Origin of the sequence: Limnobaculum xujianqingii (assembly GCF_013394855.1) — a bacterium.
Classification (GTDB): domain Bacteria; phylum Pseudomonadota; class Gammaproteobacteria; order Enterobacterales; family Enterobacteriaceae; genus Limnobaculum; species Limnobaculum xujianqingii.
Window position 1 is genome coordinate 2,911,556 of record NZ_JABMLK010000001.1, and the last position, 25,079, is coordinate 2,936,634.

Sequence of the window (25,079 nt, forward strand, 5' to 3'; positions counted from 1 at the left end):
GCTATATCCTTTTTATCAAACATTCAGGCTACCGTCATTTGACCGGCATACAGGATAAAGAAACGTAATAGCAGTATGCCGGAGAGTCCCATACATGCGACCGCTATTATATAACTTTTACTGTGCTGAACGCTCTTGCTGCATACCATACTCATGATCAGCGGCAACAAAATTCCCAATCCGATCACGCCAAACCAGAAAACGTTCGACCAGAAACCGCCGCCGATTGCCGCAACTGCCGCTGCTTCTCTCTGACCACCGCCAAAGAACAGACCAACAAACAGTGCCAGCAACAGGAACAGTTCAAACAGTACAACAGGTTTTTCAATCTGATGAACAAAGTGAACTGACGGACTATCTACCGGCTGCTTAAACCAGGTAATACCAAACAGTACCGCTGCCGCCGCCCCGGATGAAATACCAGAGAACAGGAACAGTACAGGAAGTACCGGGTTATTCAGCATTGGGTAAGTTTTCAGTGCGGACAACAGGAAGCCGGTATAAGCCCCCAGTGCTACCGCCAGGAAAATCATTAACGGTTCCAACACCCGCTCAAAACGGGCTAGAGCCGAAATAATGCCATTGATCCAACTGAGCCCTTTGAAGCGTTGCTCCAGAAAGTTAGCTATCTCCTGACGAAACAGCACCGCCAGCCAGACGATCAGAATTAACATATACACCTGAAATAGCATAACCCCCATCGACATAACCGATGTCGGGCTATAGAAAACCATCAGGTACCAGAAAGTCCATGGACGTGTCAGGTGAAAAATCAAAATCACCAGACCAACAATCACCGTCAGCGGAGCAATAATTGCTGTCGCTTTAATGATGCCATCGCGGCTTGCGCCATCAGCTAATACACGGCGTTTAAGAAATACGGCGATGGTCGCCATACCTGCAGAAACACCAATCAGGAACAGATAAATGGCGATTGGCCAGTCCCAAACCAGGGATTCAAAATGGAAAGCGCTGCTCATCCTTTAATCTCCCCATGTTTGCTTGGAATACGATACATTTTCGGTTCGGTTCCTAAATGTACCTTCGCACGGTAAGTGGTCTTATTCTCTATCAGTTTCACAATTTCGCTATTTGGATCATCCAGATTCCCAAAGGTTAATGCCTTGGTAGGACAGGACTCCACACAGGCTGGTAGTTTGCCCTGAGCTAAATTGGTGTCGCGACAGAAGTTACATTTGTCTGCGGTTTTTCTGACCGGATGAATAAAACGTACGCGGTACGGGCAGGCAGCAATACAGTACTGACAACCAACACAGCGTTCCGGATTGACTTCAACAATACCCGTGGCAGCATCTTTGTAAGAAGCCCCTGTCGGACAGACATCCACACAAGGCGGGTTATCACAATGCTGACAAGAGTGACGATAGAACTGATATTTTGCCTCAGGAAACTCTCCTGTCGGGCCAGAGCGGATAATATTTAGCCGCGATACCCCTTCAGGAACTTTATTCACCTCCCGGCAAGCATCCATACACGCGGTGCAGCCAATACAACGAGTCTCGTCATACACCATGCCATAACGAATACCATTAATTGACATAGTCTGCGCCAGCGTACGGTTAACCGGGCCGGTCATAAAGATTACTGCTCCCATACCGGCAATAAAATGACGGCGTGAGCAACTCATGGTGTTTCCTTCTCTTTTTGGTATTGCTGCTGTTGTTTACTGTGGCAGTCAACACATAGCTTTATCTGACCTTTTTGATCCAATCCTTGTACCGGATCTTTAGTCGGATGCAACTGGTGACAGCTGGCACACGAAGTTTTCAGGATATGGACATCATGCGCCCATAACGCAGTACGTAATTTTTCCGGCTGGTGACAAGTCATACAAACCTGATTTTGCTTATCAACCGGGAATACGTCTTCGTTAAAACGCATAGCATCCGCAACGCCATTACGGTGTTCCGGAGTGATTTTGCCGTGACAGTTGGTACAGGTCACTGGCAGTTGGTTATTTGGATTAATCGCTTTTGAGTGCGCGCCGTGCATGCCATCTTTAGTGTCTTTATGACACTGAGTACAGGCATAGTCACGATTGCGCTGTAACTCTACTTTATATTCGGACGACGCTTCTGTTTTCTGCTCCGGTACCGGTTCTGCGGATGACGACATGGCCGTCAGTGCAAACATTGATACCAGCATTAACAGTCCGCCCTTAAATAATGAACGTAAACTGCCCATGATAATTCCACCTTATTTGGGCCCCGGTATCCCGGGGCCGATAACTTTATTTGCTTAACAAGCGCTCTTCTTTCTTGGCGTTTGCGTCCCACTCCGCTACGCGGGTTTTCAGGAACTCTTGCTTGTCGCTCTCAAGTTTTTGCATATCCATGCCTAATGCTTTTTGAGCATTAGCTTTAGTGGAAAGATCAGGTAATGCGATTTCGTGAGTAATACCTTTAGTTGCTAACAACCGAGCCAGTTTGGTACGGGCATCAGCCGCTTTATCTAACGCAGTACCCAGAATTTTCAGACCAACTTCAGGTGCGTGCATATGAATACCATGCGAAGCAATCGCATAGTCCCAACGCCATTGCGCATGACGGATATCCATCAGGATTGGTTTCATTTCTTCTTCTGTTGCACCGGCATCCCATGCTGCTTTTGCTTCAAAGTGAGCATGAACTAACTGAGCTTCAGTTTTCTTCTTCAGCTCTCTGACCGCTTCTTTTCTGGTTGCTACGATATCTTGTAATTGTTCTTTAGTTTGAGTGTGGCAGCTGGCACAAGTATCATTGAATCGATTGAAAGGATTACCAATTTTATGGTCGGTATACAGTTTGCCTTCTGCGTTTTGTACTTTCGGCATATGACAGTCAATACAGGTCACATTGTTTTTGCCGTGGATACCCTGGCTCCAGGTTTCATACTCTGGATGTTGAGCTTTCAGCATTGGTGTTTTAGATAACAGATGAGTCCAGTCAGAGAAAGCGATGTTGTCGTAGTACTCTTCCATTTTCTCTACGGTCATCCCTTTATCCCAAGGGAATTTAACGGCTTTGTTTTTACCATCGAAGTGGTATTCAACGTGGCAGTTACTACAAACCATTGATTGCTGATCCAGATGGCTGGCTTTATCAAATGGTTTACCAATAACCTCTAATGCACGAGCAGTATAAGGACGGGACATGTAAAGCGCTGGCTTACCCTCAGCAAAATCTTTAGATGCCGTGTCGTGACAGTCTGCACAGCCGATTGGGTTAACAATCTGCGCGCCGCCTCTTGACCACATGCCTTCAAAATATTTGTCTTCACCACCTTCATCAATCAGACGAGCTACATCCGGGCTTTTACAGCTCCAGCAAGCCATCGGCAGTGGACCATCCGTATCTTTCATTGGTGCTGCAGTACGCAGAGTTTCACGTACATCAGTAATGGCATAGAAGTGACCACGTGCTTTTTTATAATCTTTTGCAAATGGATAACCGGCCCAAAGAATAACCATATCAGGATATTCATCCAGACCACCACCTAACTTATTTGATTCGCTGGTTGCGCGCCATGAATCGTATTGATCCGCATGGTCTTTTGCAAAGACCTCATTGCGGGCCTCTACGTTCGGTTTATTAGCTAATGCTGTATTGCTCACCAGTAATGATGCAAACAATATCAGTAAGCTAGCTGATAACTTTGCCTTAATCTTGCCCACGATAAGTACTCCCATTTATTATAAGTTCGGCATTCGTTGAGCCGATTACCAAGATATAGATATCTTTTTATGTGCTGCTTCCAGTGCACTAAACTACTACTCAAGTAGTATTTTATTATCCCCCTAAATATAACTATTCAGAGAGCAAATAAATATTTGTCTTAATATTGGTTGTTTTAGATCAATGAATAACGCGGGTAAAAATCATTTTCTTGATAGGGTTCAAATATTATTTTTAACAACAATTTGAATATAATCATAAATAGTTATATAAGGAATTAACCATTTATAGGTATATATTTTACCTGTAATTAAATAACTATACCTAATAAGAGTTATCTCTGTTTTGAAATAAAGAAATATACAAATAATATATAAAATCTCAATTTAATATTTGAATGAAAATTATTATCAACAATAGAATAAACAGGACTATTTGCCGGCGAACGCGTTAAAATGGTTCACCTTGTTGATTGGGTTAAGGGAAACTGTAATGTCGATACCTTCAATTACCGGTGCCATTCTGGCTGGTGGGCAGGCAACCAGAATGGGTGGTACAGATAAGGGCCTGGTTACGGTTAATGGAACACCACTATACCTGCATGTCCTCGCTCGTCTGAAACCTCAGGTAGGGGACATTATCATCAGCGCTAATCGCAATACAGACGAGTATAAAAAAAGCGGCTATAAGGTATTTCAGGACTCAATTGAAGGCTTCAAGGGTCCTTTAGCAGGCATATTAACTATGCTTGAAAATAGCCCAACGGAATGGGTTCTGTTTGCGCCCTGCGATACACCTCTAATTCCCAGTAGTCTGGCTGAAAGATTGTGGAATAACCGAAACAATCAGCCAGTGTCTTATGCCGATGATGGAGAACGGGCACATCCTACTCTGGCATTAATGAATACCTGTCTGATAACACCGCTACGCAATTATCTTCAGGGAGGAGATCGTAAGCTTATGATCTTTTTATCCCAACAACAGGCCACGGCGGTTGATTTTAGTGATATGCCCCAGGCTTTTAAAAATATTAATACGTTGGATGAATGTCATAACTGGAATAAATAAAACATGGCAATAATAACCAAACAAAACATTCCTCTGTTAGGCATAACTGCATATAGCGGCACGGGAAAAACCACATTACTTAAACAGTTAATTCCGGCTTTATCCAACATGGGTATTCGCTGTGCGCTTATCAAACATTCTCATCACAATATGGATATTGATATACCGGGAAAAGATAGTTACGAATTACGTAAAGCCGGTGCATCACAAACTATTGTGGCCTGCGATCAACGCTGGGCTTTAATGACAGAAACACCCAATAGAGCAGTAAATCTGGCGGAACTGGCCGATAAATTTGATGTTAACCAGATCGATTTAGTATTAGTTGAGGGCTTTAAACATGAGCATATCGATAAAATAGCTCTATTTCGCCGCTCAGTAGGTAAACCTCTTGAAGGATTAATAGATAATCATGTTATTGCATTAGCAACTAATGAGGATATATCTGTTAATGTTCCTCTATTAGATATAAATAACATTGGGCAAATAGCTAACTTTATTCAATGTTGGTTAAATGATAAAAATATAATAGCCAACTAACAATAGCGTTTGTTATATCGGTGAAAAGTAGTCCATATTAGTATTGAAATATTATTGCTAAAGCGTTTCATCAAAATTAATTAAATGAAAATTGACCATCCTTACTCATTATTAATGCTAATTTATTTGTTTTATGGCGTTTTCGATATTCATTTTTTGCCTACTGGCGGAAATACACTCTCTTTTGTATCAGTCTGCTGATAATTTTGACAAATTAGCTTCAGTAAACATTTCGCCCGTAACAAGTATGTGCTTATATGATTAAAGTGCCCGGCCGGTAGGGCCAGTCTCTGAATATTTCACAATCGATATAAAGCAAAAAACCCCCAGCTTTCGCTGAGGGTTCTTCTTAATTAAAGCCTGGCAGTTCCCTACTCTCGCATGGGGAAGCCCCACACTACCATCGGCGCTACGGCGTTTCACTTCTGAGTTCGGCATGGGGTCAGGTGGGACCACCGCGCTATCGCCGCCAGGCATATTCTGTTTCATGAACCGTTGCATTCAATATCACTATCGCACACAACCATTCATTCCAATCCTGAACATTCGCTGAAATCTGACTTCTTTACTCTCTCAATCCCAAAACACCTTCGGTGTTGTAAGGTTAAGTCTCACGGTTCATTAGTATCGGTTAGCTCAACGTATCGCTACGCTTACACACCCGACCTATCAACGTCATAGTCTTTAACGTTCCTTCAGTGGACTTAAAGTCCAAGGGAAGACTCATCTCGAGGCAAGTTTCCCGCTTAGATGCTTTCAGCGGTTATCTTTTCCGCACGTAGCTACCGGGCAATGCCATTGGCATGACAACCCGAACACCAGTGGTGCGTTCACTCCGGTCCTCTCGTACTAGGAGCAACCCCTCTCAATCTTCCAGCGCCCACGGCAGATAGGGACCGAACTGTCTCACGACGTTCTAAACCCAGCTCGCGTACCACTTTAAACGGCGAACAGCCGTACCCTTGGGACCTACTTCAGCCCCAGGATGTGATGAGCCGACATCGAGGTGCCAAACACCGCCGTCGATATGAACTCTTGGGCGGTATCAGCCTGTTATCCCCGGAGTACCTTTTATCCGTTGAGCGATGGCCCTTCCATTCAGAACCACCGGATCACTATGACCTACTTTCGTACCTGCTCGAGCCGTCACTCTCGCAGTCAAGCTAGCTTATGCCATTGCACTAACCTCACGATGTCCGACCGTGATTAGCTAACCTTCGTGCTCCTCCGTTACTCTTTGGGAGGAGACCGCCCCAGTCAAACTACCCACCAGACACTGTCCTCAACCCGGATTACGGGCCAAAGTTAGAACATCAAACATTAAAGGGTGGTATTTCAAGGTTGGCTCCACGATGACTGGCGTCACCGCTTCAAAGCCTCCCACCTATCCTACACATCAAGGCTCAATGTTCAGTGTCAAGCTATAGTAAAGGTTCACGGGGTCTTTCCGTCTTGCCGCGGGTACACAGCATCTTCACTGCGAGTTCAATTTCACTGAGTCTCGGGTGGAGACAGCCTGGCCATCATTACGCCATTCGTGCAGGTCGGAACTTACCCGACAAGGAATTTCGCTACCTTAGGACCGTTATAGTTACGGCCGCCGTTTACTGGGGCTTCGATCAAGAGCTTCGCTTACGCTAACCCCATCAATTAACCTTCCAGCACCGGGCAGGCGTCACACCGTATACGTCCACTTTCGTGTTTGCACAGTGCTGTGTTTTTAATAAACAGTTGCAGCCAGCTGGTATCTTCGACTGGCTTCAGCTCCATCCGCAGGGGACTTCACCTAATGCCAGCGTGCCTTCTCCCGAAGTTACGGCACCATTTTGCCTAGTTCCTTCACCCGAGTTCTCTCAAGCGCCTGAGTATTCTCTACCTGACCACCTGTGTCGGTTTGGGGTACGATTTAATGTTACCTGGAGCTTAGAGGCTTTTCCTGGAAGCAGGGCATCAACTACTTCACCACCGTAGTGGCTCGTCATCACGCCTCAGTGTTAACAGCCAACCGGATTTACCTGGTCAACCCACCTACACGCTTAAACCGGGACAACCGTCGCCCGGATAGCCTAGCCTTCTTCGTCCCCCCTTCGCAGTAACACCAAGTACAGGAATATTAACCTGTTTCCCATCGACTACGCCTTTCGGCCTCGCCTTAGGGGTCGACTCACCCTGCCCCGATTAACGTTGGACAGGAACCCTTGGTCTTCCGGCGAGCGGGCTTTTCACCCGCTTTATCGTTACTTATGTCAGCATTCGCACTTCTGATACCTCCAGCAGACCTCACAGTCCACCTTCGCAGGCTTACAGAACGCTCCCCTACCCAACAATACTTTCGTATCGCTGCCGCAGCTTCGGTGCATGGTTTAGCCCCGTTACATCTTCCGCGCAGGCCGACTCGACCAGTGAGCTATTACGCTTTCTTTAAATGATGGCTGCTTCTAAGCCAACATCCTGGCTGTCTGTGCCTTCCCACATCGTTTCCCACTTAACCATGACTTTGGGACCTTAGCTGGCGGTCTGGGTTGTTTCCCTCTTCACGACGGACGTTAGCACCCGCCGTGTGTCTCCCGTGATAACATTCTTCGGTATTCGGAGTTTGCATCGAGTTGGTAAGCCGGGATGGCCCCCTAGTCGAAACAGTGCTCTACCCCCGAAGATGAGTTCACGAGGCGCTACCTAAATAGCTTTCGGGGAGAACCAGCTATCTCCCGGTTTGATTGGCCTTTCACCCCCAGCCACAGGTCATCCGCTAATTTTTCAACATTAGTCGGTTCGGTCCTCCAGTTAGTGTTACCCAACCTTCAACCTGCCCATGGCTAGATCACCGGGTTTCGGGTCTATACCTTGCAACTATACGCCCAGTTAAGACTCGGTTTCCCTACGGCTCCCCTATTCGGTTAACCTTGCTACAAAATATAAGTCGCTGACCCATTATACAAAAGGTACGCAGTCACACCCATAAAGAGTGCTCCCACTGCTTGTACGTACACGGTTTCAGGTTCTGTTTCACTCCCCTCGCCGGGGTTCTTTTCGCCTTTCCCTCACGGTACTGGTTCACTATCGGTCAGTCAGGAGTATTTAGCCTTGGAGGATGGTCCCCCCATATTCAGACAGGATGTCACGTGTCCCGCCTTACTCATCGAACTCACAATCTGTGCATTTTGGTGTACGGGACTATCACCCTGTACCGTGCGACTTTCCAGACGCTTCCACTAACACACAAACTGATTCAGGTTCTGGGCTCCTCCCCGTTCGCTCGCCGCTACTGGGGGAATCTCGGTTGATTTCTTTTCCTCGGGGTACTTAGATGTTTCAGTTCCCCCGGTTCGCCTCATACGACTATGTATTCATCGTATGATAGTGCAACGAATTGCACTGGGTTTCCCCATTCGGGTATCGCCGGTTATTACGGTTCATATCACCTTACCGACGCTTATCGCAGATTAGCACGCCCTTCATCGCCTCTGACTGCCTAGGCATCCACCGTGTACGCTTAGTCACTTAACCTCACAACCCGAAGGTGTCTCGAAAGACAACATTCTAAAGTCGTAAACAATTGAGAGACTCGCTCAGTCCAATTAGTGTCAGTGTATTACTCACTATTGGCTGAGGATTCAAATTTCAGCTTGTTCCGGATTGTTAAAGAGCATAATACTTCACAGCATACTGTTGCCAATATACTCTGAAGTATTGATTTACAGGACTAAATGGTGGAGCTAAGCGGGATCGAACCGCTGACCTCCTGCGTGCAAGGCAGGCGCTCTCCCAGCTGAGCTATAGCCCCATATAGTCACGTACAGATACCTTAATAACTCATCAGTTGATGAGTCAGCCAATTTATTTCCAGGCAAGGCGGAGTCATACGACGTTTGCATCGGCAAACGAGTGTGACGACAACGCAGCATGGGAAGAAATTGGTAGGCCTGAGTGGACTTGAACCACCGACCTCACCCTTATCAGGGGTGCGCTCTAACCACCTGAGCTACAAGCCTATAAAGGTATTTCTGCTCGTTATTCTTCATCAGACAATCTGTGTGGACACTGCACTCAATCAGTATCTTTCAGGTAAGGAGGTGATCCAACCGCAGGTTCCCCTACGGTTACCTTGTTACGACTTCACCCCAGTCATGAATCACAAAGTGGTAAGCGCCCTCCCGAAGGTTAAGCTACCTACTTCTTTTGCAACCCACTCCCATGGTGTGACGGGCGGTGTGTACAAGGCCCGGGAACGTATTCACCGTAGCATTCTGATCTACGATTACTAGCGATTCCGACTTCATGGAGTCGAGTTGCAGACTCCAATCCGGACTACGACGTACTTTATGAGGTCCGCATGCTCTCGCGAGGTAGCTTCTCTTTGTATACGCCATTGTAGCACGTGTGTAGCCCTACTCGTAAGGGCCATGATGACTTGACGTCATCCCCACCTTCCTCCGGTTTATCACCGGCAGTCTCCTTTGAGTTCCCACCATTACGCGCTGGCAACAAAGGATAGGGGTTGCGCTCGTTGCGGGACTTAACCCAACATTTCACAACACGAGCTGACGACAGCCATGCAGCACCTGTCTCAGAGTTCCCGAAGGCACATTCGCATCTCTGCAAACTTCTCTGGATGTCAAGAGTAGGTAAGGTTCTTCGCGTTGCATCGAATTAAACCACATGCTCCACCGCTTGTGCGGGCCCCCGTCAATTCATTTGAGTTTTAACCTTGCGGCCGTACTCCCCAGGCGGTCGACTTAACGCGTTAGCTCCGGAAGCCACTCCTCAAGGGAACAACCTCCAAGTCGACATCGTTTACAGCGTGGACTACCAGGGTATCTAATCCTGTTTGCTCCCCACGCTTTCGCACCTGAGCGTCAGTCTTTGTCCAGGGGGCCGCCTTCGCCACCGGTATTCCTCCACATCTCTACGCATTTCACCGCTACACATGGAATTCTACCCCCCTCTACAAGACTCTAGCCTGCCAGTTTCGGATGCAGTTCCCAGGTTAAGCCCGGGGATTTCACATCCGACTTGGCAGACCGCCTGCGTGCGCTTTACGCCCAGTAATTCCGATTAACGCTTGCACCCTCCGTATTACCGCGGCTGCTGGCACGGAGTTAGCCGGTGCTTCTTCTGTGGGTAACGTCAATACATGAAGCTATTAACTTCACATCCTTCCTCCCCACTGAAAGTGCTTTACAACCCTAAGGCCTTCTTCACACACGCGGCATGGCTGCATCAGGGTTTCCCCCATTGTGCAATATTCCCCACTGCTGCCTCCCGTAGGAGTCTGGGCCGTGTCTCAGTCCCAGTGTGGCTGGTCATCCTCTCAGACCAGCTAGGGATCGTCGCCTAGGTGAGCCATTACCTCACCTACAAGCTAATCCCACCTGGGCACATCCGATGGTGTGAGGCCCGAAGGTCCCCCACTTTGGTCCGAAGACATTATGCGGTATTAGCTACCGTTTCCAGTAGTTATCCCCCTCCATCGGGCAGTTTCCCAGGCATTACTCACCCGTCCGCCACTCGTCACCCGGGGAGCAAGCTCCCCTGTGCTACCGTTCGACTTGCATGTGTTAGGCCTGCCGCCAGCGTTCAATCTGAGCCATGATCAAACTCTTCAATTAACAGCTTGATGCTCAAAGATTACTTTCAATAATTCAAATGAATTACTGTCTGGTCACTCTTTAAGACTTGGTATTTTTTGTGTCGTTACACCGAAGTGCAATGACGTGAGATACCGTCTTGTGAGTGCCCACACAGATTGTCTGATAAATTGTTAAAGAGCGATGTTGCGGCGAAAAACTTCCCGCAACACGGGCTGCGTATACTACGCTTTCCCGCGTCAGAGTCAAGTGTTAAATCACAGATTTATGCACGATAACGTCTGAACTGAAGCGGCTGTTGCCGTGTCAGTGGAGGCGCATTATAGGGACTCAGAATCATCTGGCAAGTGCTAATTGATAAAATCATTCTGACTGCTGATTGTTTAGCCAAAACTCAACTTTGTTTAACCTCTATGGGTGACTTTTCCATCCATGCAAACCATTTACGCTTTTCTGCAGGTTCTTTTACCGAATAGCGCTTACTTACCCAGTTAGCCACTAAATCTAATGACAGGCAGAAAATGAAATAGACCAGCGCAATAAACAGGAACACTTCGGTTGGGTACACCATACTGCGGTTATTGACCTGCGTTGCCAGAAATGTCAGTTCACCAACGCCGACAATATACGCCAGTGAAGTATCTTTAATCAGTGAAATCCATTGATTAATAAATGAAGGCACCATCATCCTTAAAGCCTGTGGCAATACGATATACCACAATACCTGCCAGCGATTGAACCCTAATGACATTCCTGCCTGCCATTGACCTGCGCCAATCGCGATAATGCCCGCTTTTACACCATGAGCTAAATAGGCTGATGAGATCAACGCCAGTGCACAAACAACCGAGGTAAGCGCCGGGATATCAATACCAAACAGCATCGGTAGCATAAAGTAGGCCCAGAAGATCAGCATAATCACTGGAATAGCGCGAAAGAAGCCAAGGATACCGGCAATCATTCCACCAACCCAGCCACGGAACATAGCCAGCGCCACACCAAGAACAACACCTAAAGCCGCAGATATCACACCTGCAACCAGACTGATAATCAGCGTTAGTGCCGCCCCACCAATAGGTCCATCCGGATAAGCCCCCCACAGCAGATAATCCAGATTGTCATAAATAACGGTGAAATCCATCTTAGCGGCGCTCCTTTGCTAACAGGCGATGTTCATACCACATACCCCAGGCTTCCATCACGGCAATTGCGACGATATATAGCACGGTGGCAACGCCAAAGGCCTGAAACGCTCTTAGGGTTTCGGTCTCTACCTGACGTGAAGCATAGGAAAGTTCCGCCACGCCAATCGCCATGGCCAGAGACGTACTTTTAACAATATTCATGTACTGGCCCAGTAATGGCGGAAACGCAATTTTTAATGCCTGTGGCAAAATCACATAGCGCATTGATTGCCAGCCATTAAGCCCCAGCGCCAGTGCTGCATATTTCTGTCCAGCCTTAACACCCCGAATACCAGAACGAATCTCTTCGGCAATAAATGCCGAGAAGTAGACCGTCAATCCGAATAGGGCGGCAATAAATTCAAAGGAGGGCCAGGCCAGCGTGAGTCCAAACAGCGTTATTTCATGAGGTGTGTTTAACCAGGGAATAACTCCGGCAGGCAGCAACTTACCCACACCGAAGTACCAAAAGAATAGTTGCACCAGCAAAGGGGTATTGCGAAACAGGGAACAATAGGCAATCACCGGTAAGCGCAAAACAGCCTGTTTACTGTCTCTGGCTCCGGCAACTACCATACCCAACGCCGTAGCGGCAATAATAGAGACAGCAGACAACCCCAACGTCAATAAAAAACCGTCCCACAACCATCCCAGATATTCAGGCGCTAATAGTAATTTTGTTAATTTTTCATCGAACATAAGCACCAGCTATTTATTACGGTTATCCACTAACCCTACTCTATTCCAATTAACGTCGGTATAACCGGCAACCCTTGTGTCACGACCTAAACAGAAAGCTTTATTCTCTACAAACCAAAACAGGGCACGCCAAAGCATGCCCCGATCTGACTACCCGCAATTGAGTCTGTTAACTAACTCAAGCTTTCGATGGATCAGGCGTTACCGTACCAAACTTAAATTCCCCGCGCGGCATGGAAGATTTGGTTTCAGGCCCAAACCAGCGGTTATAGATTTTGGTTGCTTCGCCATCTTTCTCCAGCTCCAGCAGCACTTTGTTAACTTCTTCCGTCAGGCGAGTCTCACCTTTAGTCACACCCACACCCTGATACTCTTTAGTGATACTAAATGGTGTAATTTCAAAGTCTGCTTTTACTGCATCAGGCAGGTTCGCCAGCAGACCGACTAACTTGGCATCATCCTGAGTAATAGCCTGAACGTTACCATTACGCAGTGCAGTAAAGGCAACCGGAGTATCGTCATAAGAGATAACTTTAGCGGTTGGGTATTTATCCCGCAGAGTGATTTCCTGTACGGTACCTTTATCAGCCCCGATACGTAACTTAGCAATATCATCCGGCTGTTTTAACACGCCTTTATGAGAAATAAATTTTTGCCCCGTGGCAAAATAGGGCACGCTAAAATCAACTTCTTTAGCGCGCTGAGGCGTGATGGTGAAGTTAGCCGCGATTAAGTCGACTTTCCTGGATGTCAGTAAAGGAATACGGTTGGCCGGATTCGTCGCTTTCAACTCAACTTTAACCCCTAATGCTTTACCAATCGCATTAGCGATGTCCACGTCATAACCCACAATCTTCTTAGTTTGCGGGTCGACATAACCAAACGGAGGGTTACTGTCGAATACGGCAATATTTACCACCCCGGCCTTTTTGATATCGTCCAGTTGGTCCGCATGGGCTACTGCTGCAGTGCCGGAGAGAGCAGCCAGTATAGTTAATGAAAGTACGCTTTGTTTTAATGTCAATTTCATGGCTGAATCCCGATATATGAAAGAAAGAATCGTGTTTGTGTCAGCCAGTTAAATGCAAATCAGAGATGGAGTGAAATAATATAAACAGATTTAATATGCTATTTAGTTATAAGCATTTCTTTCGAAAAAATAGCCTCTTACTGACCCATTGCTATTTTCATGGCTGTCTGGTCAGCTTAAAACACCATCAAACCATCGGTTGAAATGTGAAACAAATGTTTAGATAGGATCTAAAACCTATCTGATTCATACAATAAAAACATCACGATACTATTCATTATCCATTTACAAAAAACAGTTATTAATTATATAAAATTCAAATAAATAATAAAAAAAATCACATGAAATCAAAGAAAAACTTACTATGGATCATGTCTGATTATCAGATAACCATCTGATTCAAAAAACAAAATATAACAACATTTCATTAACATAACACACATCACAAAATTAAGGCTTGTTGAAGTTAATTTTTTAAATGATAATTATTATCAATTTGCTATTAATTATCATTACCAAGTGGCTTTCATGAAAACTCTATCTTCCCAGGAACGCCCGGAAATAAAACGACCGGCGGATCCCGCCTCCCCATTACCTCAGGTAAGCAGCCAACAGCTGTTAGGGGAATCTGGCATTTTGTTGATTCAGCATCAAGGTCAGCAGTACCAGTTACGCATTACCAAAACCGGAAAACTAATTTTAACCAAATAATCCTTAATACATAAAAACAGCCAGCCACCCAGACCTTCCTATTTAGTCCAGGCAGCCAGCAACTTTCATTTAAAACATTCATGGAGAGTTGCAGTTATGCTTCGTCTGTCATCTTTAACGATTGCCGTTACCTGTGCATTGCCGCTATTGGCCAATGCGGAAACTCCGGCAAAAACTACCAATGAAGTCATGACCGTTACCGCAACGGGAAACGACCGCAATGCGTTTGAAGCCCCAATGATGGTAACCGTGGTCGATGCTAACGCCCCGGAAAATCTGGCGGCAAACAGCGCAGCCGATCTGGTGCGTTCTATTCCTGGTATCACCATCACGGGTACATCTCGTAGTAACGGACAAGACATCAACATGCGCGGATATGATAAACGCGGCGTGTTAACACTGGTAGACGGCATTCGTCAGGGTACGGATACCGGGCATCTGAACGGTATTTTCCTCGATCCGGCACTGATTAAACGTGTTGAAGTAGTACGTGGCCCTGCAGCTCAGCTTTATGGTAGCGGTGCATTAGGTGGGGTTATCTCTTTTGAAACCGTTGATGCGAAAGACTTACTGCGCAGTGGCGAAGCGGGTGGCGTCAGACTATTTACTTCTGGCGCTACGCTGGATCACAGTCAGGCTATGGGTCTGACAACCTTTGGCAGAACTGACTCTCTTGATGGCGTATTTTCCGCCAATTTCCGTGATAAAGGTAATCTGCGTTTAAGTAACGGTGAAACGGCACCTAATGATGAGCAAATCGGCTCTTTCCTGGCGAAAGGAAAATGGGCTATCACCGATGCTCAATCTTTGATGGCTAACCTGCGTTATTACAATAACGACGCTAAAGAGCCCAAAAACCCACAGAATCTGAGCGCCGGAAGTACCACTACTGATGTGATGACTAACCGCACCACAGAGAATAAAGATGCCCAACTGGTATACAACCTGAATCCTGCGGATATGGACTGGTTAAACGCCACTACTCGCGTTTACTACTCTGAAACCAATATCGACTCTTCACCTACCGGTCAGAAAGCCGAAGATCGTAAGCAAAAAACTGAAGGTATCAAGCTGGATAACCGTTCACGCCTGTTCCAGCAAAGTTTTATGCCAAGCCAGCTGACTTACGGTGCTGAAACTTATAAGCAAAAACAGACCCCAAGTGGCGCAACCACCAGCTTCCCGGATGCTGAAATTCGCTTTGCTTCAGGTTGGTTGCAGGATGAAATTACCCTGCGCGACCTGCCTGTTTCTCTGATTGGTGCGATCCGCTATGACAATTACAAAGCAGAAAGCAGCGGCTATAGCGATATTGATGCCGACCAGTGGTCACCAAAAGTTGCCTTATCTATTTTCCCTACTGAATGGTTAAGCCTGTTTGCTTCTTATGCTGAGGCCTTCCGGGCGCCAACCATGGGTGAAATGTATAACGACTCTCTGCACTTCAGCATGGGTCCTACCATGAACAACTACTGGAAACCTAACCCGAACCTGAAACCAGAAACTAACGCCACTCAGGAAGTTGGTTTTGGACTGCGGTTTGACAACGTTCTGCTTGCCGATGATGACCTGAAATTCAAGGCCAGTTATTTCGGCACTAAGGCTGACGATTACATTTCCACTTCCGTCAATATGCAGATGGGATATCGCCCGGGAGTTGGCGTGATTTGCTCTCCGTGTGAAACCACATCCGTCAATATTCCTAATGCCAAAATCTGGGGTTGGGATGTGATGATGGATTATCAGAGCCGCTATTTTGATTTAAGCGTGGCTTATAACCGTACCAGCGGTAAAAACGAAGATACCGGCGAATGGTTATCAACCGTCAACCCGGACACGGTTTCTACCCGCCTGAACGTTCCTGTTGGCCACAGTAATGCATCCGTTGGCTGGATGGGGGTGTTTGCTAATCGCATCAACGATACACCAACACCACAGCGCGGTTATGCCACCCACGATTTCTATCTTAGCTACAAACCGGAAATTCTTTCCGACAAATTAACCACCAGTGTGGTTATCGCTAATGCCTTCGATAAAGAGTACTACGCACCTAATGGTGCCCTTCAGGATGGCCGCAATGTGAAGTTATTCGCAAGCTATCAGTTCTAACCACGACCCCCTGTTTACAGGGGGAATATCATTATTCAGGAATAAAAAATGACCACTTCTTTATATCAGAGCTACTTGCAGGCAAAACAGCAACACCCAGAAAAGTACGCCAGAGATCTGGCACAGCTGCTCAACATTAGCGAAGCGGAGTTAACTCATTCCCGTGTCGGCCACGATGCCGTTCGCCTGAAAAGTGATATCAAGGCCTTACTGGCCGCACTGGAAAGTGTTGGTGAAACCAAATCGATTACCCGTAACCAACACGCCGTACATGAGCAAGTCGGCAAATATACCAATCAACATTTAGGCGATCACGCCGGATTGATTCTGAATCCATATGCCCTGGACTTACGTCTGTTTCTTGAGCACTGGTTATTTGTCTTTGCTTTAGAAGAGGAAGGTAAACGCGGCACTCGTCACAGCATCCAGTTCTTTGATGAATATGGCGATGCATTACATAAAGTCTACACCACCGAAAATACCGATATGGATGCCTGGCAAAAGGTTCTTGATACTTTTGCCCAACAGGATAACCCCTCACTGAAACTTGATGCAGTGCAACAAGCATCTGACAAGCACGCCGCTATCGATAACCAGGCTATCGACAGTGAATGGCGCGCCATGACCGATGTACACCAGTTTTTCAAACTGCTGAACAAACATGGCATTACCCGTCAACAGGCTTTTAACGCGGTTGAAGACGATTTGGCACAGCGAGTAGATAATCAGTCTCTGAGACAAATTCTGCAAATGGCGAAAAACGAAGCTAACGACATTATGGTATTCGTCGGTAACCGGGGTTGTGTGCAAATTTTCACCGGGAAAATCGATCGCGTAGCACCGATAGATGGCTGGATTAATATTTTCAATAAAGAGTTTGTACTGCACCTGATTGAAAACGATATTGTTGAAAGCTGGGTGACTCGTAAACCAACCAAAGATGGTTTTGTCACCAGCCTTGAACTGTTTGCCGCTGACGGTACGCAAATTGCCCAACTTTATGGTCAACGTACTGAAGGGCAACCAGAGCAGCAAATCTGGCGTACTCAAATAGACACCCTGTTACAACAAACGGTATCCGCATGAAAGGGCTAATCAACCGAGGGCTGATAGCCCTCCTTTCTGTGTTATCACTCAATGCACTGGCCAGTGAACGAATTATCAGCATTGGTGGTGACGTAACAGAAATCGTGTATGCGTTAGAGGCGCAGTCGCAGCTGGTAGGGCTTGACTCTACCAGTACCTATCCTGAAGCAGCGAAAACGCTGCCTGATATTGGCTATATGCGCCAGTTAAACGCTGAGGGTATTCTTTCACTCAAACCCTCGTTGGTACTTGCCAGCGACCAGTCGTTACCGGCACTGGCATTAGAGCAGGTTAGCCAGAGTGGAGTAAAAGTTGTCAGTATTCCAGGTAAACCATCGCTGGAAACCGTAACAGATAAAATCCATGCAGTAGCTCAGGCACTGGGCAAAGAGAAGCTGGGAGAAAAACTGATTGCTGATTATCAGAATCAGTTAGCTGCGCTGCCGAAGAACCCATTGCCATCCAAAGTGTTGTTTGTCATGAACTACACGGGTTCAACACCGATGGCAGCCGGGCAAAACACTGCTGCTGATGCCATTATCACTATTGCTGGTGGTAACAATGCCATGCAGGGATTTAACAAATATCGCCCACTTTCTCAGGAAGGTATTATTGCCGCAGCACCAGATATCCTGTTAATCACCTCTGCGGGATATGCGACCTTTGGCAGTGAAGACAATATCTGGCAATTAGCCGGTATCAGCCAAACTCCTGCCGGAAAGAATAAACGTTTGCTGGTAGTAGACGATCTTTCGCTGCTTGGTTTTAGTCTGAAAACACCGGAAGTTATTGCTGAGCTGCGTAAAGCTATGGAACACGCGGGATGAATAGCCGCATTTCACCACGCTACTGGCTGGTGGCAATGTTAATGGCATTGGTCATCCTGACGCTGTTTGCCGCTAATCTGGGGCCGGTCAAACTCTCGTTTTATACCCTACTTACCCGCTCGGGAGAGGAAGGAAGCTGGCACATCTGGTTGAACATTCGTCTTCCGAGAGTATTGCTGGCAACCCTTATCGGTGCTGCTTTAGCGGTATCTGGTGCCATCATGCAGGGGTTATTTCGTAATCCACTGGCTGACCCGGGATTGCTGGGAATCAGCACCGGCGCAGCCTTGTGTGTAGCACTGGCAATTCTGCTTCCGCTGCCACTAACCGGCGTTCTGAAACTATACGGACATACGCTGGCCGCCTTTGGCGGCAGCATTGCCGTTTGTTGCTTACTTTACGCGTTGAGCAAAACCGGTCATGGAAATCTCACTCGCTTACTGCTGACGGGTATCGCACTTAATGCACTGGCTGGCGCAGCTATTGGCGTTATTAGCTATATCAGTGATGACCAACAGTTACGGCAATTCTCCCTTTGGAGTATGGGCAGTTTAGGCCAGGCTCAGTGGTCAACACTAATTATTGCAGCCTCGTTAATTTTGCCTGCGATTGCAATAGGCCTGCGCCTGTCACGGCTGTTGAACATATTGCAGTTAGGAGATGAAGAGGCTCACTATCTTGGCGTTAATGTCGAATCGGTAAAGCTAGGTTTATTGATGCTAAGTGCACTACTGATCGGTACTGCTGTTGCGATGAGCGGAATCATTGGTTTTATTGGGCTAGTTATTCCCCACTTAATCCGTTTACAGCTGGGCTCCGACCATCGCTGGCTGTTACCCGGATCGGTTCTCGGGGGAGCTTGTCTGTTACTGCTGGCCGATACGCTGGCCAGAACGCTGGCATCTCCGGCAGAAATTCCGGTTGGATTAATTACCAGCCTGTTGGGTGGCCCCTATTTTTTATGGCTTATTTTGCGCCAAAGGGAGATACCTCGTGCTTAAGGCTGAACATCTAAACTATAGCCGGTATAACCGCGACATTATCAATCAGGTTTCTTTAACTCTAAACCCCGGCGAGCTGGTGGCGATTATTGGCCCCAATGGAGCAGGGAAATCAACGCTGTTACGTATTCTGACCGGATATATCCAACCGGACAGCGGCCAGTGTCAGTTGCAAAATCGTCCTCTGCATCAGTGGCAGCATAAAGATCTGGCAGCCGTTCGTGCCGTAATGAATCAGTACAGCGCGCTAACATTCCCTTTTAGCGTACAGGAAGTGATAGCTATGGGGCGTACGCCTTATGGTCGTCATCATCAAAATCAACAGGCTATCGATCATGCGATAAGCATAACGCAATGCGAACCGTTGCTTAAACGCCAGTACAACCAACTGTCTGGCGGAGAAAAACAGCGGATACAGTTAGCCCGACTGCTGGCTCAACTCTGGCATCCAACACCGGTAGAACGGCTGCTGTTTCTTGATGAACCCACATCGGCATTAGATCTCTATCATCAGCAGCAAACATTACGTTTACTAAAGCAAATGACGCGTCAGGTGCCATTCTCTGTATGTACCGTGCTGCATGACTTAAATCTGGCGGCACTGTATGCAGACAGAATTCTACTGTTACATCAGGGAAGTATTGTTGCCAGTGGAACGCCGGGGGAAGTGCTAAAAGATGAGTTGCTAACGCGCTGGTATCAGGCAGATCTCTGCGTTTATGGACATCCTGAAAATACGGAAGTGCCTCAAATTTGTCTAAGAAGATAAGTTCATGCCCGATTCATAAAACATCTGAGCCGGGCATGAAAGAACCGAGGTTTTACTTTTTCGCCAGCAGATTCTCAACCTCATCACCGCTGCGGTGACGGAAATCCTGCCCTTTTACAAAGTAGAAAATAAACTCACAAATGTTCTGACAGCGATCGCCAATACGTTCAATAGAACGCGCACAAGCCAGCGCGGTTAACACGCTGGGAATCGAACGCGGGTCTTCCATCATATAAGTCATCAACTGACGGATAATTCCTTCGTACTCCTGATCGACTTTCTTGTCTTCCCGGTAGATACGAACCGCTTCATCAATATCCATGCGTGCAAAGGCATCGAGCACATCATGCAGCATTTGAACCGTATGGCGACCCAAAGACTCCAGATTTACTAACAGTGGCTTATGCTGGTGAGAGAACTTTTCCAGCGCCATACGACAAATTTTATCCGCCACATCACCAATACGCTCCAGCTCGGAAACCGTTTTCGTGATGGCCATAACTAAACGCAGATCGCTGGCGGTTGGCTGACGCTTGGCAATAATTCGCACGCAGGCTTCATCAATCGACACTTCCATATTATTTACTTTACGGTCGTCTTCAATCACCCGACGGGCCAGCTCTTCATCCGCCTGATGCATGGCATTGATGGCATCGGTTAGCTGTTGTTCTACTAACCCTCCCATCACCATGACTTGAGTACGAATATGTTCCAGTTCCGCATTAAACTGACCGGAAATGTGTTTGCCTAAATTAAGGTTTTCCATGTGGGCTCCCCGTTATTAACCATAGCGGCCAGTAATATAGTCTTCAGTCTGTTTCTTCTGCGGTGCGGTAAACAGCATATCGGTATTGGAATATTCAATCAGCTCACCCAAATACATAAATGCAGTATGGTCAGAACAGCGAGCCGCCTGTTGCATATTGTGAGTTACTATCACCACAGTGTATTCGGATTTTAATTCACTAATCAGCTCTTCAATACGGCCGGTAGAAATGGGGTCAAGCGCCGAACATGGCTCATCCAACAGCAGCACTTCCGGGCGAATGGCAATACCGCGGGCAATACACAAACGCTGTTGCTGACCACCCGACAGGCTATAACCACTCTGATTGAGTTTGTTTTTAGTTTCATCCCACAACGCGGCTTTAGTTAATGCCCACTGCACACGCTCATCCATCTCTGCACGCGGCAAACGCTCAAACAGGCGCACTCCAAAGGCAATATTGTCATAAATCGACATCGGAAATGGCGTTGGCTTTTGGAACACCATACCAACTTTCGCCCGCAGTAACGCCACATCCTGATTATCTTCAAGGATATTTTGTCCATCTAACAGAATTTGTCCGGTGGCATTCTGTTCCGGATAAAGCTGGTACATTTTATTGAACGTCCGCAACAGGGTCGATTTACCACAGCCGGATGGCCCAATAAATGCAGTGACCTGATTTTTGGCAATATCCAGGGAGATATTCTTTAACGCATGGAATTTGCCATAATGAAAATTCAGATCCCGTACCTGAATCTTGCTTTCAGTTGAGCTGTTGTCACTCGTCAGATTCATTAAGTCGTCTCTCTAGTGTTTTTTACTGGCAAAAACTACACGCGCCAGAATATTTAATAACAATACGCACAGGGTAATCAGTAATACGCCAGCCCAGGCTAACTGTTGCCACTCGGCAAACGGGCTCATGGCAAATTTGAAAATAGTTACCGGCAAGTTGGCAATCGGATGACTCAGGTCGAGGCTCCAGAACTGGTTGGACAATGCGGTAAACAGCAAAGGAGCGGTTTCCCCGGCAATGCGGGCAATGGCTAACAGCACTCCGGTCACAATGCCTGAAAGAGAAGCTTTCAGCGTCAGTGACAAGATAATCTTCCACTTAGGCGTTCCCAATGCATAAGCGGCCTCTCTCAGACTGTCGGGCACCAGCCGTAACATATTCTCGGTGGTACGAATAACGATCGGTACCTGTAATAACGCCAGCGCAATGACACCAGCCCAACCGGAAAAACGTTCCATCTGCGTGACTACAATGGTGTAAACAAACAGACCAACCACGATGGAAGGAGCCGACAATAAGATGTCGTTAATAAAGCGCACGGTGGAAGCAAAGATTGACTTACGCCCGTATTCCGCCAGATAGATACCCGCCAGAATACCCAACGGAGTACCAATCACCGTCGCCCATAAAATCAGCAAGCCACTACCTGCAAGGGCGTTAGCTAATCCACCACCGGCAGTATTCGGTGGCGGTGTCATTTCGGTAAACAGCGCCATCGACATACCGTCGATGCCTTTAGTAATGGTTGAAAACAGAATCCAGATTAACCAGAACAGGCCAAAAGCCATGGCCATCATCGAAATGAATAGCGCAATACGGTTTTTTTGACGACGCCATGACTGCATACGTCTGCGACCGGCATCAAAAGAAGCGATTTCAAATTTATCGATAGTGGTCATCTTAGCGCCCCTCATTCTTGTTTAATCTGAGAACCATTAATTTAGACAGGGACAACACAATAAAGGTGATAACAAACAGAATTAATCCCAGTTCCATCAACGCTGAGGTATGTAAGCCGGATTCAGCCTCAGCAAACTCATTAGCCAGTGCAGAGGTAATACTGTTGCCCGGCATATACAGGGAGAAGCTATCCAGCTGGTAAGTGTTACCAATAATGAAGGTAACCGCCATGGTTTCCCCTAAGGCGCGGCCTAACCCAAGCATAATGCCGCCAATCACACCATTTTTGGTATAAGGCAGCACAATATTGCGGATCACTTCCCAGGTAGTACAACCAATGCCGTAAGCGGACTCTTTTAACAGCGTTGGCGTTTGCTCAAACACGTCGCGCATTACTGCGGCGATATAAGGAATAATCATGATGGCCAGAATAATACCGGCGGCCAAAATACCGATACCAAATGCCGGGCCAGAAAACAGCGTACCGATGATAGGGATGTTTGCCACCACATCTCCCACCGGCTGTTGAAAATATTCGGCAAACAGCGGAGCGAAGATAAACAGCCCCCACATACCGTAAACAATGCTGGGAATCGCCGCCAATAGCTCGATGGCAATACCCAACGGGCGTTTTAACCATTTAGGTGAGAGTTCAGTCAGGAACAGCGCGATACCAAAACTTACCGGTACCGCAATCAGTAGCGCAATAATAGAGGTTACGATAGTGCCGTAAATAGGAACCAGCGCCCCAAACTCATCGGCTGGCGCATCCCACTCTTTATGCCAGAGGAAGCTGATGCCAAATTTTTGAATGCTGGGCCATGATGCAATAACCAGAGAGATGATTATGCCGCCCAATAATAAAAGGGTAATCAGCGCTGCCAGTTTAACCAGCGCGCCGAAAATAATATCACCCTGTTTTCCCGGAGCTTTCATTACCGGCTTATGTACCGCCATTGAGTCTCTCTTTCATATATACGGCCCTCTTCCGGTATAGGGAAGAGGGCGGTTAGGAATGATTAATAGAGCGCTTTACCGCTGCTATCTTTAACCTGTGTTTTCCAGGCTGCACGAACTTGTTCAATCACGGTGTCTGGCAGTACAGCATAATCAAGCTCCGTTGCCAGAGAACCGCCTTTTTTGTAGCCCCAGTCAAAGAACTTCAGTACTTCTGCACCACGTTTGGCATCTTTCTGGGTTTTATGTACCAGAATAAATGTGGTTGAAGTAATCGGCCATACGTCTTTACCCTTCTGGAAAGTCAGGTCCTGAGCAAAAGATTTCGACCAGTCGATGCCTTTAGCCGCCGCGCTGAACGATTGTTGCGTCGGGCTTACCGCTTCACCATCTGCTGATATCAACTTGGTATAGGCCAGATTATTTTGCTTGGCGTAGGCATATTCCACATAACCAATGGAACCCGGCAAACGCTGAACAAAGGCTGCGATACCATCATTGCCTTTACCACCTAAACCCACAGGCCACTTAACGGTAGAACCAACCCCAACCTGGTCTTTCCAGTCCGCATTCACTTTTGCCAGATAGCTAGTGAACACGAAAGAAGTACCGGAACCATCAGCACGACGCACCACTGCGATATCCTGCTCAGGCAGTTTGACGCCCGGATTCAGTTTCGCTATTGCCGGGTCGTTCCACTTTTTCACCGTACCCAGGTAGATATCCCCCAGGGTTTTTCCATCCAGCGTCAGTTCACCTGATTTAATTCCCTGAACATTCACTGCCAGTACCACACCACCAATAACGGTTGGGAACTGGAACAAATCGTCTTTAGCCAGCTTCTCATCATCCAGAGGAGCATCTGACGCACCAAAATCTACTGTATTAGCATTAATTTGCTTAACGCCACCGGATGAACCAATCCCTTGGTAATTGATATTATTACCGCTCTCTTTTTGATAGCTGTCCGCCCATTTGGCATAGACAGGTGCAGGGAAGGTAGCGCCAGCACCGGTAATATTCTCTGCCGCAAATGCTGACAGAGTTGTCAGAGAAACGGCTGTTGCAATACCATAAGCAATAGTTGTACGTATCAGTTTCATCATTCCTCCTAAAGGAATTTATTGGCTCTGTATCGTTAATAATCAGACTGGTGATGAGTACAAGCGCAAAGATAAGACCGTTTAGTGACAGTATAATGTCAACCAGGTTACAGTTTTATGACAGTGGGGAATTTCGATTTAACTTAATGATATTTTTGATAAAAATAATTTTATCCTGAATGTGATGTTACCTACAAACGTCCTGTGGCAGAAAAAACATTAAAGTGTGCAATTGCTATAGCCTATTTTCGCAAACTGATAACGCCAT

General features: G+C 46.9%; 20 protein-coding genes, 2 tRNA genes and 3 rRNA genes. 8 read left to right on the forward strand and 17 right to left on the reverse strand.

The annotated features are described in order from the left end of the window. Nucleotides 1-23: 23 nt before the first annotated feature. From nrfD to nrfA, 4 genes are read right to left on the reverse strand one after another with little or no spacing between them, the layout of a single operon-like run. Nucleotides 24-980, reverse strand: coding sequence for a cytochrome c nitrite reductase subunit NrfD (nrfD, locus tag GOL65_RS13460; RefSeq protein WP_140921235.1), 957 nt, complete (start codon nt 978-980; stop codon nt 24-26). Then, on the reverse strand, nt 977-1,648 hold the full coding sequence (gene nrfC, locus GOL65_RS13465) for a cytochrome c nitrite reductase Fe-S protein (RefSeq protein ID WP_130593437.1): 672 nt from the start codon (nt 1,646-1,648) through the stop codon (nt 977-979). Before nrfC ends, nrfD begins: the two co-directional genes overlap by 4 nt. Then, nucleotides 1,645-2,205 carry a cytochrome c nitrite reductase pentaheme subunit gene (gene nrfB, locus GOL65_RS13470; protein WP_179038348.1) on the reverse strand — a complete coding sequence of 187 codons (561 nt, stop codon included), beginning with the start codon at nt 2,203-2,205 and terminating at the stop codon, nt 1,645-1,647. The genes nrfC and nrfB overlap by 4 nt, the downstream gene beginning before the upstream one ends. Before the next feature lie 46 nt (nt 2,206-2,251). Beyond that, nucleotides 2,252-3,688: an ammonia-forming nitrite reductase cytochrome c552 subunit gene (nrfA, locus tag GOL65_RS13475; protein WP_140921237.1), complete on the reverse strand. Its 1,437-nt coding sequence runs from the start codon at nt 3,686-3,688 to the stop codon at nt 2,252-2,254. A 478-nt stretch (nt 3,689-4,166) separates the two neighbouring features. Here nrfA and mobA point away from each other — a divergent pair, with 478 nt between their 5' ends. Then, on the forward strand, nt 4,167-4,742 hold the full coding sequence (mobA, locus tag GOL65_RS13480; protein WP_140921238.1) for a molybdenum cofactor guanylyltransferase MobA: 576 nt from the start codon (nt 4,167-4,169) through the stop codon (nt 4,740-4,742). A gap of 3 nt (nt 4,743-4,745) precedes the next feature. Next, a complete protein-coding gene (mobB, locus tag GOL65_RS13485; protein ID WP_179038349.1) occupies nt 4,746-5,282 on the forward strand; it encodes a molybdopterin-guanine dinucleotide biosynthesis protein MobB in 537 nt (178 codons plus the stop codon). Between the two features lie 358 nt (nt 5,283-5,640). Here the strand turns inward: mobB and rrf are convergent. The 8 genes from rrf to GOL65_RS13525 form a co-directional block, all read right to left on the reverse strand. Further along, nucleotides 5,641-5,756, reverse strand: a 5S ribosomal RNA gene (gene rrf / locus GOL65_RS13490). A 126-nt stretch (nt 5,757-5,882) separates the two neighbouring features. Next, a 23S ribosomal RNA gene (locus tag GOL65_RS13495) occupies nt 5,883-8,789 on the reverse strand. A 201-nt stretch (nt 8,790-8,990) separates the two neighbouring features. Further along, a tRNA-Ala gene (locus GOL65_RS13500) sits at nt 8,991-9,066 on the reverse strand. A gap of 131 nt (nt 9,067-9,197) precedes the next feature. Then, a tRNA-Ile gene (locus GOL65_RS13505) sits at nt 9,198-9,274 on the reverse strand. A gap of 74 nt (nt 9,275-9,348) precedes the next feature. After that, nucleotides 9,349-10,891, reverse strand: a 16S ribosomal RNA gene (locus tag GOL65_RS13510). The 16S, 23S and 5S rRNA genes sit together here with 2 tRNA genes alongside, the layout of an rRNA operon. Before the next feature lie 373 nt (nt 10,892-11,264). After that, on the reverse strand, nt 11,265-12,011 hold the full coding sequence (locus tag GOL65_RS13515) for an amino acid ABC transporter permease (RefSeq protein WP_140920670.1): 747 nt from the start codon (nt 12,009-12,011) through the stop codon (nt 11,265-11,267). Nucleotide 12,012: 1 nt separating this feature from the next. Further along, nucleotides 12,013-12,753 (reverse strand): amino acid ABC transporter permease, encoded by a 741-nt coding sequence (locus tag GOL65_RS13520; RefSeq protein ID WP_140920669.1) that lies wholly within the window; start codon nt 12,751-12,753, stop codon nt 12,013-12,015. A 178-nt stretch (nt 12,754-12,931) separates the two neighbouring features. Further along, nucleotides 12,932-13,783, reverse strand: coding sequence for an ABC transporter substrate-binding protein (locus GOL65_RS13525; RefSeq protein ID WP_140920668.1), 852 nt, complete (start codon nt 13,781-13,783; stop codon nt 12,932-12,934). A gap of 528 nt (nt 13,784-14,311) precedes the next feature. On the opposite strand from GOL65_RS13525, the gene hemP reads away from it, so the two are divergent. From hemP to GOL65_RS13555, 6 genes are all read left to right on the forward strand, one after another. After that, nucleotides 14,312-14,494: a hemin uptake protein HemP gene (gene hemP, locus GOL65_RS13530; RefSeq protein ID WP_130593445.1), complete on the forward strand. Its 183-nt coding sequence runs from the start codon at nt 14,312-14,314 to the stop codon at nt 14,492-14,494. Nucleotides 14,495-14,590: 96 nt separating this feature from the next. Next, a complete protein-coding gene (locus GOL65_RS13535; RefSeq protein WP_179038350.1) occupies nt 14,591-16,603 on the forward strand; it encodes a TonB-dependent hemoglobin/transferrin/lactoferrin family receptor in 2,013 nt (670 codons plus the stop codon). A gap of 48 nt (nt 16,604-16,651) precedes the next feature. Then, a complete protein-coding gene (locus GOL65_RS13540) occupies nt 16,652-17,689 on the forward strand; it encodes a hemin-degrading factor (RefSeq protein WP_140920666.1) in 1,038 nt (345 codons plus the stop codon). Then, complete coding sequence (locus tag GOL65_RS13545; protein ID WP_140920665.1) at nt 17,686-18,516, forward strand: heme/hemin ABC transporter substrate-binding protein; 831 nt, start codon at nt 17,686-17,688, stop codon at nt 18,514-18,516. Before GOL65_RS13540 ends, GOL65_RS13545 begins: the two co-directional genes overlap by 4 nt. Beyond that, nucleotides 18,513-19,517, forward strand: coding sequence for a FecCD family ABC transporter permease (locus tag GOL65_RS13550; RefSeq protein ID WP_140920664.1), 1,005 nt, complete (start codon nt 18,513-18,515; stop codon nt 19,515-19,517). Before GOL65_RS13545 ends, GOL65_RS13550 begins: the two co-directional genes overlap by 4 nt. Continuing rightward, a complete protein-coding gene (locus tag GOL65_RS13555; protein ID WP_140920663.1) occupies nt 19,510-20,286 on the forward strand; it encodes a heme ABC transporter ATP-binding protein in 777 nt (258 codons plus the stop codon). The genes GOL65_RS13550 and GOL65_RS13555 overlap by 8 nt, the downstream gene beginning before the upstream one ends. 52 nt (nt 20,287-20,338) lie before the next feature. On the opposite strand, the gene phoU is transcribed toward GOL65_RS13555, so the two are convergent. The 5 genes from phoU to pstS all read right to left on the reverse strand — a co-directional run bounded on the left by phoU (nt 20,339) and on the right by pstS (nt 24,811). Continuing rightward, the gene (gene phoU / locus GOL65_RS13560) at nt 20,339-21,052 is read right to left on the reverse strand and encodes a phosphate signaling complex protein PhoU (RefSeq protein WP_140920662.1); all 714 of its coding nucleotides are present in this window, start codon (nt 21,050-21,052) and stop codon (nt 20,339-20,341) included. 15 nt (nt 21,053-21,067) lie between these two features. Next, nucleotides 21,068-21,850 (reverse strand): phosphate ABC transporter ATP-binding protein PstB, encoded by a 783-nt coding sequence (pstB, locus tag GOL65_RS13565; protein WP_140920661.1) that lies wholly within the window; start codon nt 21,848-21,850, stop codon nt 21,068-21,070. Between the two features lie 12 nt (nt 21,851-21,862). Continuing rightward, nucleotides 21,863-22,750 (reverse strand): phosphate ABC transporter permease PstA, encoded by an 888-nt coding sequence (pstA, locus tag GOL65_RS13570; RefSeq protein WP_140920660.1) that lies wholly within the window; start codon nt 22,748-22,750, stop codon nt 21,863-21,865. A 1-nt stretch (nt 22,751) separates the two neighbouring features. Beyond that, nucleotides 22,752-23,708: a phosphate ABC transporter permease PstC gene (pstC, locus tag GOL65_RS13575; protein WP_140920659.1), complete on the reverse strand. Its 957-nt coding sequence runs from the start codon at nt 23,706-23,708 to the stop codon at nt 22,752-22,754. Between the two features lie 62 nt (nt 23,709-23,770). Continuing rightward, nucleotides 23,771-24,811, reverse strand: a complete 1,041-nt coding sequence (pstS, locus tag GOL65_RS13580; protein ID WP_140920658.1) for a phosphate ABC transporter substrate-binding protein PstS — start codon at nt 24,809-24,811, stop codon at nt 23,771-23,773. Nucleotides 24,812-25,079: the final 268 nt, after the last annotated feature.

Excerpts from the sequence above, each read along its gene's own strand:
- nrfD (WP_140921235.1), bottom strand. The coding sequence starts at position 980 with ATGAGCAGCGCTTTCCATTTTGAATCCCTGGTTTGGGACTGGCCAATC.
- nrfC (WP_130593437.1), bottom strand. The coding sequence starts at position 1,648 with ATGAGTTGCTCACGCCGTCATTTTATTGCCGGTATGGGAGCAGTAATC.
- nrfB (WP_179038348.1), bottom strand. The coding sequence starts at position 2,205 with ATGGGCAGTTTACGTTCATTATTTAAGGGCGGACTGTTAATGCTGGTA.
- nrfA (WP_140921237.1), bottom strand. The coding sequence starts at position 3,688 with ATGGGAGTACTTATCGTGGGCAAGATTAAGGCAAAGTTATCAGCTAGC.
- mobA (WP_140921238.1), top strand. The coding sequence starts at position 4,167 with ATGTCGATACCTTCAATTACCGGTGCCATTCTGGCTGGTGGGCAGGCA.
- mobB (WP_179038349.1), top strand. The coding sequence starts at position 4,746 with ATGGCAATAATAACCAAACAAAACATTCCTCTGTTAGGCATAACTGCA.
- GOL65_RS13515 (WP_140920670.1), bottom strand. The coding sequence starts at position 12,011 with ATGGATTTCACCGTTATTTATGACAATCTGGATTATCTGCTGTGGGGG.
- GOL65_RS13520 (WP_140920669.1), bottom strand. The coding sequence starts at position 12,753 with ATGTTCGATGAAAAATTAACAAAATTACTATTAGCGCCTGAATATCTG.
- GOL65_RS13525 (WP_140920668.1), bottom strand. The coding sequence starts at position 13,783 with ATGAAATTGACATTAAAACAAAGCGTACTTTCATTAACTATACTGGCT.
- hemP (WP_130593445.1), top strand. The coding sequence starts at position 14,312 with ATGAAAACTCTATCTTCCCAGGAACGCCCGGAAATAAAACGACCGGCG.
- GOL65_RS13535 (WP_179038350.1), top strand. The coding sequence starts at position 14,591 with ATGCTTCGTCTGTCATCTTTAACGATTGCCGTTACCTGTGCATTGCCG.
- GOL65_RS13540 (WP_140920666.1), top strand. The coding sequence starts at position 16,652 with ATGACCACTTCTTTATATCAGAGCTACTTGCAGGCAAAACAGCAACAC.
- GOL65_RS13545 (WP_140920665.1), top strand. The coding sequence starts at position 17,686 with ATGAAAGGGCTAATCAACCGAGGGCTGATAGCCCTCCTTTCTGTGTTA.
- GOL65_RS13550 (WP_140920664.1), top strand. The coding sequence starts at position 18,513 with ATGAATAGCCGCATTTCACCACGCTACTGGCTGGTGGCAATGTTAATG.
- phoU (WP_140920662.1), bottom strand. The coding sequence starts at position 21,052 with ATGGAAAACCTTAATTTAGGCAAACACATTTCCGGTCAGTTTAATGCG.
- pstB (WP_140920661.1), bottom strand. The coding sequence starts at position 21,850 with ATGAATCTGACGAGTGACAACAGCTCAACTGAAAGCAAGATTCAGGTA.
- pstA (WP_140920660.1), bottom strand. The coding sequence starts at position 22,750 with ATGACCACTATCGATAAATTTGAAATCGCTTCTTTTGATGCCGGTCGC.
- pstC (WP_140920659.1), bottom strand. The coding sequence starts at position 23,708 with ATGGCGGTACATAAGCCGGTAATGAAAGCTCCGGGAAAACAGGGTGAT.
- pstS (WP_140920658.1), bottom strand. The coding sequence starts at position 24,811 with ATGAAACTGATACGTACAACTATTGCTTATGGTATTGCAACAGCCGTT.